We start from the raw sequence: 16,394 nt of genomic DNA on the forward strand, positions 1-16,394 counted from the left end.
GGAACCCTTTATTTAACGATCAATTTCAGGAGCTTGATCTAATTCTGCTTGAATCATCCAAATTTTCTTTTCAATCGCTGTCTTAAAACCAATGAAGATGTCCTGGGTAGAATAATCTTTTTCCACATCGCTTACTTCAATCCCGTGTTGATAAAGATCTTCAAGGTAACGATAGCCAGCAACTAGGTGTGTGAGACGCTCGGGAGTTGTTTTATCAAATTTTCCGGGCCAATCTTTAATTTTAGCATGAGCTGCCATTTCACTTAGGGTAGAGTATGGGTGGCCATCAAGAGTCAATAATCGTTCAGAAATAACATCAAGTTGATCATTTATTTCATCCATAAATTGATCCATTAATGGGTGAAGTTTTAAAAAGTTAGTTCCGCGCATATACCAGTGAGTTTGATGAATTATCATTGCCATTTGACTAAGATCCGCAACTAATTGGTTAAGTGTTTCTTTGGTTTCTTGGTACTTCATAACACTACTCCTTTTCTATATGTTAGATTTAGCATATCAGTTTTAGAATGCGCTTACAACAAATTGCTATAATCATTAAAAAAGCTTAGTATTTAAAAAAGCGACACTGAAAAGTTAGGGAGTTTTTCCCTAAAATCCAGTGTCGCTGATTTTATTAACGGCGGTTTAAGCGGAAACGAACCATCTTATCTGTTTCAGTGCATAAGAAGATTAAACAAGAGAAGATGACTACCGCTAGCCATTCCATCAAGCTTATCCCTGTAACATGGAAAGCGGCTTGCATGAATGGGACATAAGTGAAGATTAATTGGAATAAAATCATTAATCCGATTACCCCCCAAGCCTTTTTACCAATATTGCCAACTTCTTTCAAACCGTATCGTTCAGTCCGAATGCTGAAGAAGTAGAAGGCTTTACTGATAACGATTGTATTAACCATCATTGTTGTTGCATTTACAATGTCTGCTCCAGAGTTAATGAACCATTCATAGCCGATAAGGGCAAATATAGCCATTAAAGCTGATACATAACCCATTTGGATTAGGTCATGACGGTTCATAAGCCGTTGCGTTATCGGCCGTGGATTACGGTCCATAATGCCTTCTTCTGCTTTTTCAAATACAAATGCAAACTGAATTGTAATGGCAGCGATTAAGTTAATCCATAATAACTGTGCTGGTTGTAATGGAACCTGCTGCCCAGTCAGAATGGAAAAGGCAACTACTAACCCTTCCGCAAAGGATGTCGGAAGCAGGAATAGGATACTCTTTTTGATATTATCGTAAATTCGGCGTCCCTCTTTGATAACAGCCGCCATTACAGCAAAGTTGTCATTTCCGAGGATCATGTCAGCCGCGTCTTTAGCGACATCAGTTCCCTTTATTCCCATTGAAATTCCAATGTCAGCCTTCTTTAGGGCAGGAGCATCATTCACACCGTCCCCAACCATTGCGGTAATCTTTTGCCGGTTTTGAAGTGCCTCAATAATCTCAAGCTTGTTTTGCGGGGTAGTTCGTGCAAAGACCTGGTTAGCTAAGGCGGCTTCTTCTCGTTGATCTGCGGATAGTTTATCCCATTCTGCACCAGTAATTGCATTAATCGGGCCGGTAGATAGTCCTAGCTGTTTCCCGATTGCGCGGGCAGTTTGCGGATCATCTCCTGTAATCATTTTGACAGAGACACCAGCACGATTCATTTGCTTTAATGCAACGATAACTTCTTCACGTGGCGCATCTTGAAGGGCGGCTAAACCAAGTAAATGAATTCCTTTATAGAGGTGGTCGTGTTCTACCTCCATTAAGTTTTCACCATTAACTGGCTGGTAACCGACTGCAATAACCCGTTTACCGGCTTTCGACCAGTCATCTACTCGTTTTTGCCATTTAGCGGTATCAAATTGCGGATCTTCTTTAGCAGCCATTTCAAAAAGCTTATCTGGCGAACCCTTAACAAAGATAACCTGTTGTTTGTCTTCAGGATCACGGGTTAATTCGGCGATATAACGATAATCAGAGTCGAATGGTAATAAGTCGACTGCTTGATATGGTGACTGGTATTTAGCACCGAACGCTTTGTGGTAAAGGGTTAGGAAAGCACCGTCAGTTGGCTCTCCATTAATATGCCAAGTCCCATTTTCATCAGTTAAAACTGTATCGTTTGCTTGATATCCAGCTTCCAAAAATAGTTTGAGCTGGTCTGTGAGGTGGGCTGGCTTGTCATTTAAGTAAATTTCACCATTAGGAGCATAACCAGTTCCAGTAATCGTATAGTGGTTGTCGCCAACCCATAATTCAATTGCTGTCATTTCATTTTTAGTAAGTGTCCCAGTTTTATCGGTTGCGATAACGTCCACTGAACCTAATGTTTCGACAGCTGGCATTGATTTAATAATGGTTTGATGTTCGCGGGCCATCTTACTGATACCGAAAGCTAAGATAACAGAGGTAATTGCCGGCAAACCTTCAGGAATCGCCCCAACCAACATTGCAACGACTGCTAAGGCAAGTGCTGGTAGAGAGTAAATTTCTAGGAAGAAACCGACAATGAAAACAATCACTGAGGCAGTAATAGTAATGTAAGAAACGACTTTTCCAACGTAGTCAATTTCTTTTGTTAGCGGAGTCTTCTTTGGCTTGATCTGGGCAACTTCTTGTGAAATCTTACCAATTTCAGTTTGCTCACCAGTTGCAACGACAACTCCTAGTCCGCTTCCGCTAGTTACAGATGTAGAAGCATACGCCATATCGACACGGTCGGCTAGGGGAACATCACTGTCAGTAATAGCTTCGTCAGTCTTAATAACAGAATTAGTTTCCCCGGTTAGAGCAGATTCTTCAATCCGCAAATTATCAGCAGAGACAATTCGCAGGTCGGCAGGTACGTTATCACCAGCTTCAAGGAAAACGACATCACCACGGACAAGGTCAGCTGCATCAATATCTTGCCGTTTACCGTCACGGTAGACAGTGGCATGTTGTGCCATCATTTCTTTAATTTTTGCTAATGCATTAGCGGCGCTTGATTCTTGGAAATAACCAATAAGCGCGTTAAGGACAACTACTGCACCAATGACGATTGCATCAGTATAATGACCGATTAAAATTGTCAGCAAAGTAGCGGCAAGTAAAATGTAAATAACAATATTGTTAAACTGACGTAAGAATAGTTTCCATTTAGGTGTTGGTTTTACTTCAATAATGTTCCGGCCATCTTTAGCAAGACGTTCATCAACTGCCTGCTTAGACAAGCCCTGTGTAAAATCAGTTAGTTGATAATTTTTCTTTATTTCATCGGTTGTTAATTGATAATTTTCTTTCATTTTTCCCCTTGAATATATAAATTAAGTAAAGTAACTATGCTTAAATTTCCCACATTTTAAGCAAACAACATCAGTGAAGCCATATTAAGTTTTTGCTTTAATCATTCCTTCATGTTTATCGTATACATATCGTACCATATTCGTTTAATATTTTAGTTCTAGTTAAGATTTTTTTAAAACATGATTCATGAATTATTAATAAATGAGCATAAAAAAAGGTGAGGACGGAACCAGTTTGCCTAGTTCATTGTCCCACCTCTGTAAGGGTTACTCCTCATTGCTTTCGACGCCACGGATAAAGTCAGCAAGGTGTTTATAATAAACATCGGGGTTATCTACCATGTGGTGGTGACCACCATTAGGAGTAGTAACTAACTTTGAATTTGGAATGAGGCTATTCATTGTTTTAGCAGTTTCAATCGGCATTGTTTCATGCTCGCCAAATGTAATTAAGGTTGGTACCTTAATATTCTTCAATTGGTCACGGAAATGCCAATCTTTAAGCTTCCCAGTAATAACAAACTCATTGTCACCTTGGAAAACATTATAAACAGCGGTACCGCCAAGGTCTTTAAGGTGGTAAAGCTTAGATGGTTGTTTACGATCAACGTATTGTTCGTTCATTACTTGGACATATTCTTGATATTTAGGATTGCTGTAATCATTCTTGGCTTCGCAGTCCTTCATAAAAGCAACTGCATCGGGTGAAAGAGTTTTTTCCCGTAATTCATTAACGTGGTCGACATATTCATCGATCTCATCGACCATTGAAGAAATGATTGCTCCTTTAAGATGGTGACCGTATTTAACGGCATATTCTTGAACTAACAGGCCGCCCCAGCTTTGACCAATAAGATAGAAATTATCTAAGCCGAGTTTTTCCCGAACTTCATCTACTTCATCAAGGAAATATTCGTAAGTAAGATACTTTTTAGCAATTTCAGGATTAGAATAATCTGGTTGGTCAGAGTAAAGTGAACCTAATTGATCATACATCGTTACCTGAATGTCTAGACCTTGCTTTTTTAATTGTTCGGCAGCATCTTCCCAGTATTCATGGTTACCACCAGGACCACCATGCAAAGCTAGTAAATGAATATTGCCTTCACCTTGGGTATTTGTCCATAGATGATAGCCATTATCAAGGGTAATAATTTTAGTACCTTGTTTCATTCTCGAATCTCTCCTTTTTATTGTAATACTAACTATTTTAACTCATTTAGCTATATTCTGCTAAAACTAGTTTTGATGCCGTGTCTTTTTAGTAAGCATTTAAGGCAAAATGGTAAAACCGGGAATATTAAGGTGACAACCAGCTAGCTCTAATTGATATTCGATCTGTTCATTACCGCGAAGAGTATATTCATAATCAGTACTATAGATGATTATTCCTAATTGGTGTCCAGCTAAGATGCGGTGGAAGATCGGTTGCAGTTCAAATGTAACAGTGACAAATTGATTAGCAGCCAATTCTTCTATTTGTGCAGGATTAGTACGATTTTGTAAATTGATATGCCCGCTTGAAATTACCTTATAACTAGTCGGTTCCTTTTCTAATCTGAACTCACGAAGGTCATCGGTCTTCCAATGATAGCCTAGTTCAAGACCATTTCGGTTAAAGAGAACGGGGGAAATTGTTAGACGCCTGCTGTTACCAAGGTCGACGAGGCGGGCACTAATCATTCCGTAATTTTTAGAAGAAGCTACTTTTAAAGTAACGGTGGGCGTACCACGAAGAAGCGCATCAGCGTCGAAGGCTTTACTTACAAAATGGCGGCTAAATTGACCGTTATCGTTGATGAGTGCCTTAGCCCATGCTTGTGGCTGCTTACACCATTGCAAATACTTTTCCTCAGGTTGTTGATCATTAAAGCTTTGTATCCCTAAACCTGGCAAATTTGTTAAGCGATGGTCATTGAACTGATACTGCTTTTGTTCGCCTTCAGTCCATTGGTCAAATGCGGTCCACGTCTCAGGAGTACAATTATCTTGAATAAGAACATTTGGTAAAGTATCATCTGCATGATTTTCTTGTCCCCATAGCTTATTAGCAAGCCATAAGTTAACCATGTCAGAAAAATCTAACGAACGAAAAGCGTTGATATAAATGTGTTGTCCTTGGTGAAGGATAAGTTTGCTTGGAATTGGCAAATCTTGAATTCCGTCATAGAGGGCTTTTACATTACTAGGGCGCACATTTGTATCGTTAAGGCCATGAACCATCATTACAGCGGCTTTAATATTTTTAAGGTCGTGACGGTAATTACGACTATCCCAGAATTTATTATAATTTCCAGTTGCCCGGTCCATTGCAGCCTGCATTTTATCGATATATTTGGCATTGATTTTCTCGATTCGACGGTAGTCTGCGGGACGTTTAGTACGACTAAGTGTTTCATCAGCTAAAACATCTGCGTCTTCTCCTTGAAAACCGCCTGGTGCACGTACTAGTCCATTTTCCCGATAATAATCATACCAACTAGAAATTGCTGCTTCGCTAATAATTGCTTCAAGGCCGGGCACGCCGGTTGTTGCTACCGCAGTGGCTAGAGTTCCAAGGTACGAACGGCCTGTCATTGCTACTTTGCCGTTGCACCACCATGCTTTAGTTACTGTTCCGCTATGACGATCAGTAAAAGCCTGACGATCGCCGTGAAGCCATTCCACAACAGCTTTCATCGCAGCCGTTTGTTCTGGTGAGCCACATGTTTGAAGACCATCAGAATCTTTAGTTCCGATTCCCGCTGCGTAAACGACCGCGTAGCCACGAGCAGCGAGGTAGTTATTAAGAGTATACGCTGGCGTTGTGCTAAATGTTTCGGTTGCATGTTTACTTTCTCCAGTCATACTTTGATGGGAAAATTTAGTGGGGAATTTTTCTTCAGCAGGAGCATGATATTTGGTTTCTTTGTGATGCAACGGAATATTAACATTATGAGTTGCTTGGTCGCCCCATTTGTCATTCGTACCTTGATTATAAGGGCTGGCAGTAAAAACGGCAGGAACCTTTAAGCCGTGTTCGGAATCGATGGGACGCATGATTTCTGCCTTAATCAGATCTGCTTTACCGTCAAAATCGGTATCCATGTCGGTCTCAATGTAGACGACTTCGCGAATAAATTTAGCAGGATCAAAACTAGCAAGCGGCTTGCCGTTAAAGAATATTGGCTTTTGTTCGGCAGGAAGATGATAAGTCCAAGCCAGGAAGCCTTCTGCTGTCAAATGGTCAATAAGTGATTGGCCGTTTTTATTATGTGTATTCAGAAGAAGATAAAAAGCATCAATAACGTCAGCAGTTGACCAATGTTGGTGGTATTCAGCAGGTAAATTGATTTTCTTAATGGTGGTAAGAGGATCGGCAATACTGAAATCAACTGCTGCTTCAAAATCGAGCAGCTGGAGTGCGACTAAGTAAAATACTTCATCTGTTAATGGTGTGTTTTGTGCAAACCAGTTATCAAGCGCTGATTCAGGGGTAGCTAATAGGTCATGAAACCATTGTTTAGTTACAATCGGTTGGGCGCTTGCCATGTGGATTCGTGCTAAGAAGGTTTCAAACATTGCATTAGGAGTTAAAGTTTGTTCTTCATTTTTTCGCAGCAAATGAATTTGCATTAATTCATGGCGCCGTTCTTGTGGTGTAGTTGAAGTAATACTAAATTGATTGATTTTCATCTGGAACACCTCGTATAAAGTTTGATATATTAATTATCGCACTTTTATAATAAATTGCTTAGTATAAACAGTATTGCGATTTAGGGCGTATAATTTATACTAAGATTTAGTTTAAAAAATGATGATTGGGGAAACGCTGATGGTAAGAAACGTAATGGAATTTCAGCATGTAAGTAAACAGTATGATGATAACGTTATATTGCGTGATATAAGTTTTGAAATTGAGACTGGAAAATTTTATACCTTATTAGGGCCATCAGGGTCAGGAAAAACGACCATTTTACGCTTGATTGCCGGGTTTGATCATCCTAGCAGCGGTGAGATTTATTTTGATGGAAAGCAGGTTAATAACGTTCCGGCTAACCAACGGCAAGTAAATACGGTCTTCCAGGATTATGCACTTTTTCCTCATATGAATGTTGCGGAAAATGTTGCGTTTGGTTTACAAATTAAGGGTGTCAAGAAAGCAGAAATTAAGCAACGAGTAAAGGAAGCATTACATCTTGTCCAGCTAGATGGATATGATGATCGTGAAATTACGGCAATGTCGGGTGGACAGAGACAGCGGGTTGCTATTGCCCGGGCAATAGTTAATAAACCGAAAGTATTATTATTAGATGAAGCTTTATCTGCCCTTGATCATAAACTCCGGGTTCAGATGCAGACCGAATTACGGCAATTACAACGACGCCTTGGAATTACTTTTATTTTTGTTACTCATGACCAGGAAGAGGCATTGGCGATGAGTGATCAGATTATGATTATTAATGAGGGTAAAATCCAGCAAAGCGGCACGCCGGTCGATATTTACGATGAACCGCTTAATCATTTTGTCGCTGATTTTATTGGTGAAAGTAATATTGTACCTGGAATTATGAAAAAAGATTATGTAGTTTCAATTAACGGTCAGGATTTTGAATGTGTGGATGCGGGGATGAAGCCAAATGAAAGAGTCGAAGTGGTAATTCGTCCTGAAGATCTTGATATTACGACGGTTGAGAAAGGAAAACTTATTGGCACGGTTGAAACACAGCTTTTTCGAGGTGTCGATTATCAAATCACTGTAATTGATCGGCGAAACCATAAGTGGAAAATTAATTCAATTCATAAAACAAAGGTTGGCGCGGAGGTCGGAATTACGTTTGACCCTGAAGATATTCATGTTATGCGGTATAACGAAAGCGAAGAAGACTTTGATGCGCGTCTTGACAGCTACGAGGAGGGGGACTAATGCGGCAAAAAGCAATGTTTATAGTGCCATACACATTGTGGATTATTCTATTTGTAATCGCTCCATTGGTATTAATTCTGTATCAATCATTTTTCAATATTAATGGTCAGCTGACCCTCAATAATTATGCTGAATATCTAACATCAGGCGTTTACCTTAAGATGACGCTTAATTCTGTTTGGTATGCCTTCCTGATTACGCTTGTCACATTAGTAATCAGCTACCCGACAGCATATATACTCAATAAGCTGCCTAATAAGCAATTTTGGCTCCTACTGGTAATTTTGCCAACATGGATCAATTTACTATTGAAGACTTACGCGTTTATCGGTTTATTCAGCCGGACGGGAACAATCAACGGATTCCTCCAATTTATGGGCCTTGGAAGTCATCAGCTTCTCTTTACCGACGCTAGTTTTATGTTTGTAGCTGCTTATATTGAGATACCATTTATGGTTTTGCCAATCTTTAATAATCTGGCTGAGATTAATCCATCGTTAATAAATGCTAGTTATGATTTAGGGGCTACCCACTGGCAAACATTTCGGCGAGTGATTTGGCCTCTTTCCATGCCGGGGGTAAAAGCGGGAATCCAGGCTGTTTTTATCCCATCGCTATCACTCTTTATGATTACCCGATTGATCGGTGGAAATCGAGTAATTACTCTAGGGACCGCAATTGAAGAGCATTTCCTTACAACGCAGAATTGGGGGATGGGTTCAACGATTGGAGTTGTCCTTATTATTGCAATGTTTATTATTATGTTTGTTACTGGAGATAATAAACAGAAAGGAGGACGCCGTTAATGAAGAAGCATCGATGGTCATGGGGGACGCTATATCTCGCCCTCGTGTTTGTGATTTTATACGCGCCAATCCTTTACTTGGTTATTTTTTCTTTTAGTAGTGGGCAAACGATGGAAAAATATCATGGATTTTCTTGGCAGCACTATGCGGACCTGCTTGCGGATTCACGGATGATTGCAATTGTTATTAATACATTGTTAGTAGCTTTTCTGGCATCACTATTAGCAACTATTATTGGTACTCTAGGGGCCTTAGCAATTAAAGATGCACGCCGACCGTGGAAAAACAGCTTATTATCACTAAATAATGTTTTAATGGTTTCACCAGATGTAATTATTGGTGCCAGTTTTTTGATTTTCTTTACCATGCTTGGGGTGCGGTTAGGTTTTATCTCGGTTCTACTGAGTCATATTGCCTTTTGTATTCCAATTGTCGTTTTAATGGTATTGCCGAAATTGAATGAAATGTCACCAACACTAGTAGATGCGGCTTATGATCTCGGGGCTAGTCGCTGGCAGGTACTTTCCCGGGTAATATTGCCATCGATTGCACCAGGGATTTTTGCTGGTTATTTTATGGCCTTTACTTATTCGTTAGATGATTTTGCAGTGACTTTCTTTGTTACGGGAAATGGGTTCTCAACGCTGTCAGTTGAAATCTATTCTCGTGCCCGTCAAGGAATTAACTTGGAAATTAATGCCCTATCTACATTGATGTTTATTGTTTCGCTTCTTTTAGTAATTGGGTACTATCTTATTAGTAAGCGGGGCGGTCGTCGTACCCGGATTGTTGCTGTTAAAGAGGGGGATGTTCAATGAAAAAGTTATTTACTGCCTTCCTCGCGATTGTTGCTATCTGTGTTTTGCTAGCGCTTGGTGATGTTGCCTTTAACCAGCAAAAAACGGGTGGTAGTAAGCAAACACTAACAATCTATAATTGGGGAGACTATATCGACCCGGCATTGATAACCAAGTTTGAACATCAAACTGGGTACCACGTTGATTATGAAACATTTGATGGTAACGAATCGATGCTAACAAAAATTCGTCAGGGCGGGACAAATTATGATGTTGTTATCCCGAGTGAGTATACTGTTCAGCGGATGAAAAAAGAACATTTAATTGCCCCGCTTGATCATCATAAGCTGCCTAATCTTCATTATATTGATCCACAATTCCTCAACCAGTCTTTTGACCCTGATAATCGTTATTCTGTTCCCTACTTTTGGGGTACTTTAGGAATTATTTATAATGATCAAAAAGTAAGTGCAGAAGATGTCCAGCACTGGGAACAGCTCTGGAATCCGCAGTTGAAAAATAATGTGATGCTGATTGATAGTGCTCGGGATGTCTTTGCTGTTGCTCTTATTACACAGCACCATTCTGTTAATACAACTAATTATCACCAATTGCGGCTTGCGCAAGCCCATTTAAAGCAATTGACGCCAAATGTAAAAGCAATTATTGCTGATGAGATGAAAATGTACATGGAACAGGACGAAGCTGCCGTCGGGGTAACTTACTCGGGTGATGCACGTGAAATGATGGATATCAATCCGCACCTTCATTATGTTGTTCCGAGTGAGGGGAGTAATATATGGTTTGACAATATGGTGATCCCTAAGGCTGCGCGGAATAAAAAAGCTGCTTATGAATTTATTAACTTTATGTTAGACCCACAGAATGCGGCTCAAAATGCGAAATATGTCGGATATGCTACGCCAAATGAAGCGGCTAAAAAGGAGCTGCCAAAGAAAATTACAAACGATAAAGCCTTTTATCCACCCGAAACAACGATGAGGCATCTTCAGGTTTATCGTGATCTTCCATTAAAAGTTTTAGGCGAATATAACGATTTGTTCTTAGAGTTTAAGATGTTTGCCAAATAATTATTAGCAATATAATAGGATTTCTAGCGCTAAAAAGGGTGTTAGAAGTCCTATTCTTTTTAATTTAACTGGGGATGTGCTTTACTAAGAGTAAACGGCAAAAAGGAGGCAGCTTATGAAGAAATTTTTAGCGATTAACCATGAATTCGTTGCCCGAAGCTATATTTTATTTCCAACGTTATTATTTGCATTTTCTATTATTGCGCACGCGAATGTAATAACTTTTGTGTGGCCGTTTATTTTTGTCTATACCGTTGAAAAAGTAATGCCGTTTATTTTAGATGGACATTTAAATCTAGCATCATGGTCAGGCGTTACTAAGTTTTGTTCATTAGTCGCCTTTGTAGGTGGAATATTTGCCTGTGTTGGTATTTATTTCCGCTTTGAGTGGCTGGCTAGTACTGCTGCAATTTTAATTGGTTTTGGTGTTACAGGCTTAAAATTGCTTGGCGATCCTAATAAGGAAGTTGCAGGAATTAATTTTAAGCGAGTGAATATAATTGCGGGGCTTAGTGTTATTGGCGGATTGCTGGCGCTAGGTTTCTTATTAATGAAAACTCCCTTAGTCGTCGGCTTTATTTTTTATACCGTTATTCTAGGACTTGAAGTCTTATATGCTTATATTGTCGTTAAGCGGGAAAAAGCACCGCTTAATCTTAAATTTTCATTCAACCTCAAAACAGCATTTCCGGCACTGGCGGTTCTTGTCGTTGTATTTATCATCAGTTTTTTCAAAAAAACTGGCCGAATATCTGACTTTAGCTGGGTATTGATTATCCTTGCGATTTTAGGAATTATCTTAGAATTACGTAATATTTTTGGCCAACCGTTTAAGCTTTTTCGGATCTGGCTAGGAGCAATAAAGAATTATGTCATTATTTATACTCTGTTATTTGCATTTCAACAGAATAAAGTTTATTGGATTTTTATCGTTTTTATTGAATTGATGGCTTGTGGGATGCTAACCGGCTTTTTGAATCATCGCCTTCAAAAGATAGACTTAGGAATACGTTATAAGGCAACCCTAGGAGTATTATTTTTAGGCTTGTTCTTAACTTACACCGATCGAACATACCTGGTTGGGACGGCAGTAACTGTTCTAAGCTCGTTACTATTAGGTAAGTGGGTAAAAATTCAGGCGCCGGATGATGATAATAGCATCGATCAAAAGTTATCGGTTTTTGGCTCATTATGTAATCAAGTTGCGCTCTTTGGAATGCTAGAAGTAATTTCATTCTTTAAACTGGATAACAAAAGTGCGCTGCTAATTCCGTATATCGACCATCAGCAAGAGTTACAGTATAGTCGTGAAATGTTTTATCTACGGGTAAGCATGATTCTGCTCTTTATCATTACAGGAATCTTTGTGATTTTTCATGATCGAAAATACTTATTTGCAAGCAATAGTCAAAAATAAAAGAGCGGGGCGGAACATATGTGTCTAATTCTGTCCCACCCCTGTTAGTGCAGAAGCGGTTACTGCTAATTATTTCATATATTTAGGTGAAGTCTCAGGTGCCCATAGTAGGCAAATTATCCCACCGATTAAAAGAACAATCGTGCAGACAAGCATAGCTAAGGCCGGTCCGCCTAAGTGCGTTAAGATCGGCAGTAAAAAGGTTCCGCTTGCAGCACCAAACCGGCTGATAGTGATACAGGTACCAACACCACTAGCGCGAACCTTAATATCAAATAATTCTGTGGGATAGGGGTAGTCTAAAACAAGTCCTGCAGACAGGATTATGGCAAAAATAGCAAAAATACTAATTTGCATGACCGAAGAAAAATTGTTTCCAAGGATTAGTAAGATTAACGCGATGGCTGAAAGAAAAAATGTACCAACTAAAAACATTCGGCGACTGATAATCTTAAATATCCAGCTACCGATAATTACACCGATAAAGATACAACTGTTATAGATAATCCCAGAGAGGCTGCTGTTACCAAGATGCATCCCTTCTAAAAGGATTGGCAAAAAGATGCTGATGCCAAAGAAAGAAAATGCCTGGCAAGCATAAAATAGGCCACCAACAATTGTCCGCCGGCGATATTGGGGGCTAAACAGAGTCTTAAGTGAGATATCCGAGGGCTTTTTACTACGAATTTGCTTTAATGAAAGACCCCATTTTTTACCAAGATGTTTTTGAATTACTTTTTGGGCAGCATGGTTCTTTCCTTGGTTTGCTAACCAGCTTGGCGATGCTGGAATGCGGAAAAATGACCGGTAGACTGCAGCAATTAATCCAGGAATAGCACTTGACGCGAGGATAACCTGCCAGTTGTGCGCCCCGAACCCGGTAATTAGAATTCCGGTAATATATGAGGCAATAAAACCGATTGTCCAGTAAACAATTAACTGGCTTTGTAACCGACCGCTTTCTTTAGCTGGCAGCCATTCGACCAGCAGTGCATTTCCGACAGTATAGTCAATTGCAATCATTAAACCGATCAGGATCCGTAAAATAAAAAGAATAATAAGATTTGTGGTTATTAATTGTAGTATAGAGAATACAGAAAAAAGATACATGTCGAGCATCAACATCTTTCGTCGACCAAATTGATCAGATATTTTACCCATTAATGCGCTGCCTGCTAACCCGATTAGGCTTCCGGCACCGATCAGACCAGTCCAAAAGTCATTAATATTGATATAGTTACTAGCCTGAGCAAGTGCGGTCCCGCTGATTCCAAGGGCAAAGCCGCAAGCAATTTGACCAAAAACAAGGGCAAGATATATGCGTAAGTGAATTGACGATAAGGGTGCTGTTTTGTAATTTTTCTTTGTATATTCCATAAAAAAATAGGCGTATTATTTATCTAAATTATGCCTATTTGTTTGATTCCTCCTTGTGAAAAATAAAATAGTGAGTAATATTACCCTAACAAAAATAAGTGTTTGATGCAAATTGCCTTGTGAAAACGCTAAAATAAAACTGAGGTTGCATCATTCTCAGATTACAGCCTCAGCTATTTCTAATTATTATTTTTTGCTAATTTACTATGCCAGTAGCCATAGGTGAAGTAAATAATGATCCCGATACCAAACCAGATAGCGGCACCAATGTAAGTTTCCTTTTGCAACTGGGTCATCATTGCGAGACAGGCAAGGCCAGAAATGATTGGCAGGACGGGGTAAAGAGGAACCTTAAAACCACCACGGTTACCGATATCTTTTCGCTTGCGGAGAGGAATAATCCCAAATGACACAAGCATAAATGCAAATAATGTCCCGATATTAACCAAACTAGTTAGTTGGTCTAAGGAAACAAGCCCACCCATTGCTGCAATGATAACTGCAACTATCCATAACGCGATTTGTGGCGAGTGGGTCTTTTTATCAAGCTTGCCAAGGAATGAAGGAAGAAGGCCGTCACGTCCAATTGCATAAATAAGACGTGAACTAGAATAAATCATGGAAACCATCATTGTAAACATTCCGATTAAGGCACCGATTGATAGTAATTCGGCTAGCCAGTCTTGGTGAACCATTTGGAGGGCGAATGCTACTGGGTTAGCAACATCAAGTTTAGTGTATTTAACCATTCCCGTTAGCACAACTGCTACTCCCGTATACAAGATTGTTGCGACGGCAAGCGTCCCGATAATCCCCAATGGCATGTTTCGCTTAGGATTTTTAACTTCAGCAGCAGAGCTAGAGACGCAGTCAAAACCAAGGTAAGCAAAGAAACCAATTGTTGCTCCGTGGATAACGCCTTTCATGTGATATGGCAAGAAAGGATGATAGTTGCTTGGCTTGATGAAGAAGAAGCCGACAATAATGAAAATCAGGATAATTGCAATTTTAAGAAAGACTGCAATATTATTGATACGAATTGAAGACTGCATTCCTCGGTCAAGCATCACTGTAATTAAAAGGACAATCACAACCGCTACGATATTTATGTAGGTACCATGAGCTGGATCAAATGGACCTGAGATCGCTTTAGGAAGGTGAATCCCGACAGCTTCAAGCAGGGTATTAAAGTAGGCTGCCCATCCAGTTGAAACAGATGCAACCGCCAGCATATATTCAAGGACTAATGCCCAACCAAGCAGCCAACCAAGAAATTCACCAAACACTACATTTCCGTATGAGTATGCGCTCCCAGCGACCGGCAATGCAGAAGCAAACTCGGCATAACACATTGCAGCCAGTGCACAGACAATTGCTGAAAACAGAAATGACAATGACACTCCTGGTCCAGCTGATTTTGCGGCAATTGTTCCTGGGAGAATAAAAATCCCGGTACCAATAACAGTACCAATCCCAATCGCCATGAGATCACGAGCATTCATTGATTTAACGAAAAGCTTGTCCTCACCAAGATATCGATCAAGACTTTCTTTTCGCATAATGTTTAAGCTCATCTTTTAACCCACCTTTGCTATAATATATTGTACGTGCCGAAATGGTTCGCCACGTTTATAATTAATAATGATACCTTTAATCAATATTAAAAGTCAATTAGAAAATTTTAATTACAAAAGAGGGATAAAATGGCTATTGAAGTTACTAGTGGAGCAGTTGTATATCGTCAAGGCGAAAATGGAATTGAATACTTATTATTGGAAAGTCAAAACAAAGGTCATTTCTGGGGATTTCCCAAGGGGCATGTAGAAGGTCATGAGTCATTAAAGGAAACGGCCATTCGTGAAATAAGAGAAGAGACCCAACTTGAATTACCGATTGATACGAGTTTTAAGGTTTACACCGAGTATGATTTACCAAACGGCAACCGTAAGCAGATGACTTTATATACCGCAGAGTTGGATAATAAGGAAGATATTCATTTGCAGGCAGAAGAAATTAAAAATTATGGTTGGTTTAACTATGATGAGGCACGAGCAAGATTAACGTACGACAATTTAAAAGAACTACTAGATCAAGTTCATAATCATTTAAGCTAAGTAATTATGAAAGGGAATAATTATGTCTTTGTAGTTACTGGTGCCGCTGGATCAGGGAAAACAACTGTCGCCAATTACTTGCAGGAGTATTATGATATGCAGCGAGTGATTACGCATACTACCCGGTTGCCCCGAGCAGATGAAAAAGACGGTGTCGATTATCACTTTGAAACATCGGCATCAATGAAAAAACTACATCTACTGGAGGAAATAAAGTACGATCAGTTTCAGTACGGGTCTTCTTTTGAAAGTCTTGAAGAGGGATGGAAGAATGGTCACAATGATGTGATTGTCCTCGATACAGCAGGAGCAATTACCTATCATCAAAAACTTGGTTCAAAAGCAGTAATAATCTTTCTCACCGTTACTCATATAGATGCCTTAGCTAAGCGCATGACGCTTCGTGGTGATAAAATAAGCGCTATTAGGTCACGGTTACACAGTAAGGAATATCATCGTGACCTTGCTTTGCCTGATGCCTTAAAGGGGATAGCACATGTAGTGGTAAATGACCAGTGGAAGAAGACAAAAGAACAAGTAGATGCAATTGTTAAGCAAATCCTATCCAAATGAATTTAAAATTAAAGT

At 39.6% G+C, this 16,394-nt stretch carries 13 protein-coding genes; 7 read left to right on the top strand and 6 right to left on the bottom strand.

The annotated features are described in order from the left end of the window. Window positions 1–12: 12 nt before the first annotated feature. The 4 genes from IEU90_RS02275 to IEU90_RS02290 form a co-directional block, all read right to left on the bottom strand. The gene (locus tag IEU90_RS02275) at window positions 13–480 is read right to left on the bottom strand and encodes a Dps family protein (RefSeq protein WP_153709116.1); all 468 of its coding nucleotides are present in this window, start codon (window positions 478–480) and stop codon (window positions 13–15) included. 154 nt (window positions 481–634) lie between these two features. Then, window positions 635–3,298 (bottom strand): HAD-IC family P-type ATPase, encoded by a 2,664-nt coding sequence (locus IEU90_RS02280; protein ID WP_153709115.1) that lies wholly within the window; start codon window positions 3,296–3,298, stop codon window positions 635–637. Between the two features lie 267 nt (window positions 3,299–3,565). Continuing rightward, the gene (locus tag IEU90_RS02285) at window positions 3,566–4,471 is read right to left on the bottom strand and encodes a proline-specific peptidase family protein (protein ID WP_153709114.1); all 906 of its coding nucleotides are present in this window, start codon (window positions 4,469–4,471) and stop codon (window positions 3,566–3,568) included. Window positions 4,472–4,570: 99 nt separating this feature from the next. Beyond that, entirely contained in the window at window positions 4,571–6,973 is a 2,403-nt protein-coding gene (locus IEU90_RS02290; RefSeq protein ID WP_153709113.1) for a Xaa-Pro dipeptidyl-peptidase, read from the bottom strand. Window positions 6,974–7,112: 139 nt separating this feature from the next. Between IEU90_RS02290 and IEU90_RS02295 the strand changes: the two genes are divergently transcribed. The 5 genes from IEU90_RS02295 to IEU90_RS02315 all read left to right on the top strand — a co-directional run bounded on the left by IEU90_RS02295 (window position 7,113) and on the right by IEU90_RS02315 (window position 12,315). Beyond that, a complete protein-coding gene (locus IEU90_RS02295; RefSeq protein WP_188357658.1) occupies window positions 7,113–8,204 on the top strand; it encodes an ABC transporter ATP-binding protein in 1,092 nt (363 codons plus the stop codon). Further along, a complete protein-coding gene (locus IEU90_RS02300; protein ID WP_153709111.1) occupies window positions 8,204–9,010 on the top strand; it encodes an ABC transporter permease in 807 nt (268 codons plus the stop codon). Before IEU90_RS02295 ends, IEU90_RS02300 begins: the two co-directional genes overlap by 1 nt. Beyond that, the gene (locus IEU90_RS02305) at window positions 9,010–9,828 is read left to right on the top strand and encodes an ABC transporter permease (protein ID WP_153709110.1); all 819 of its coding nucleotides are present in this window, start codon (window positions 9,010–9,012) and stop codon (window positions 9,826–9,828) included. Before IEU90_RS02300 ends, IEU90_RS02305 begins: the two co-directional genes overlap by 1 nt. Continuing rightward, the gene (locus IEU90_RS02310) at window positions 9,825–10,898 is read left to right on the top strand and encodes an ABC transporter substrate-binding protein (RefSeq protein WP_188357659.1); all 1,074 of its coding nucleotides are present in this window, start codon (window positions 9,825–9,827) and stop codon (window positions 10,896–10,898) included. The genes IEU90_RS02305 and IEU90_RS02310 overlap by 4 nt, the downstream gene beginning before the upstream one ends. 115 nt (window positions 10,899–11,013) lie before the next feature. Further along, window positions 11,014–12,315: a hypothetical protein gene (locus IEU90_RS02315; RefSeq protein ID WP_153709108.1), complete on the top strand. Its 1,302-nt coding sequence runs from the start codon at window positions 11,014–11,016 to the stop codon at window positions 12,313–12,315. 69 nt (window positions 12,316–12,384) lie between these two features. Here the strand turns inward: IEU90_RS02315 and IEU90_RS02320 are convergent, their stop codons facing one another. Further along, entirely contained in the window at window positions 12,385–13,692 is a 1,308-nt protein-coding gene (locus IEU90_RS02320; RefSeq protein ID WP_153709107.1) for an MFS transporter, read from the bottom strand. A 179-nt stretch (window positions 13,693–13,871) separates the two neighbouring features. Then, window positions 13,872–15,266 (bottom strand): APC family permease, encoded by a 1,395-nt coding sequence (locus IEU90_RS02325; RefSeq protein ID WP_153709106.1) that lies wholly within the window; start codon window positions 15,264–15,266, stop codon window positions 13,872–13,874. A 129-nt stretch (window positions 15,267–15,395) separates the two neighbouring features. Here IEU90_RS02325 and IEU90_RS02330 point away from each other — a divergent pair, with 129 nt between their 5' ends. After that, window positions 15,396–15,806: a bis(5'-nucleosyl)-tetraphosphatase gene (locus IEU90_RS02330; protein ID WP_153709105.1), complete on the top strand. Its 411-nt coding sequence runs from the start codon at window positions 15,396–15,398 to the stop codon at window positions 15,804–15,806. Between the two features lie 6 nt (window positions 15,807–15,812). After that, the gene (locus IEU90_RS02335) at window positions 15,813–16,379 is read left to right on the top strand and encodes a guanylate kinase (protein WP_153709104.1); all 567 of its coding nucleotides are present in this window, start codon (window positions 15,813–15,815) and stop codon (window positions 16,377–16,379) included. Window positions 16,380–16,394: the final 15 nt, after the last annotated feature.

Source organism: Limosilactobacillus caviae (assembly GCF_014635905.1).
Classification (GTDB): domain Bacteria; phylum Bacillota; class Bacilli; order Lactobacillales; family Lactobacillaceae; genus Limosilactobacillus; species Limosilactobacillus caviae.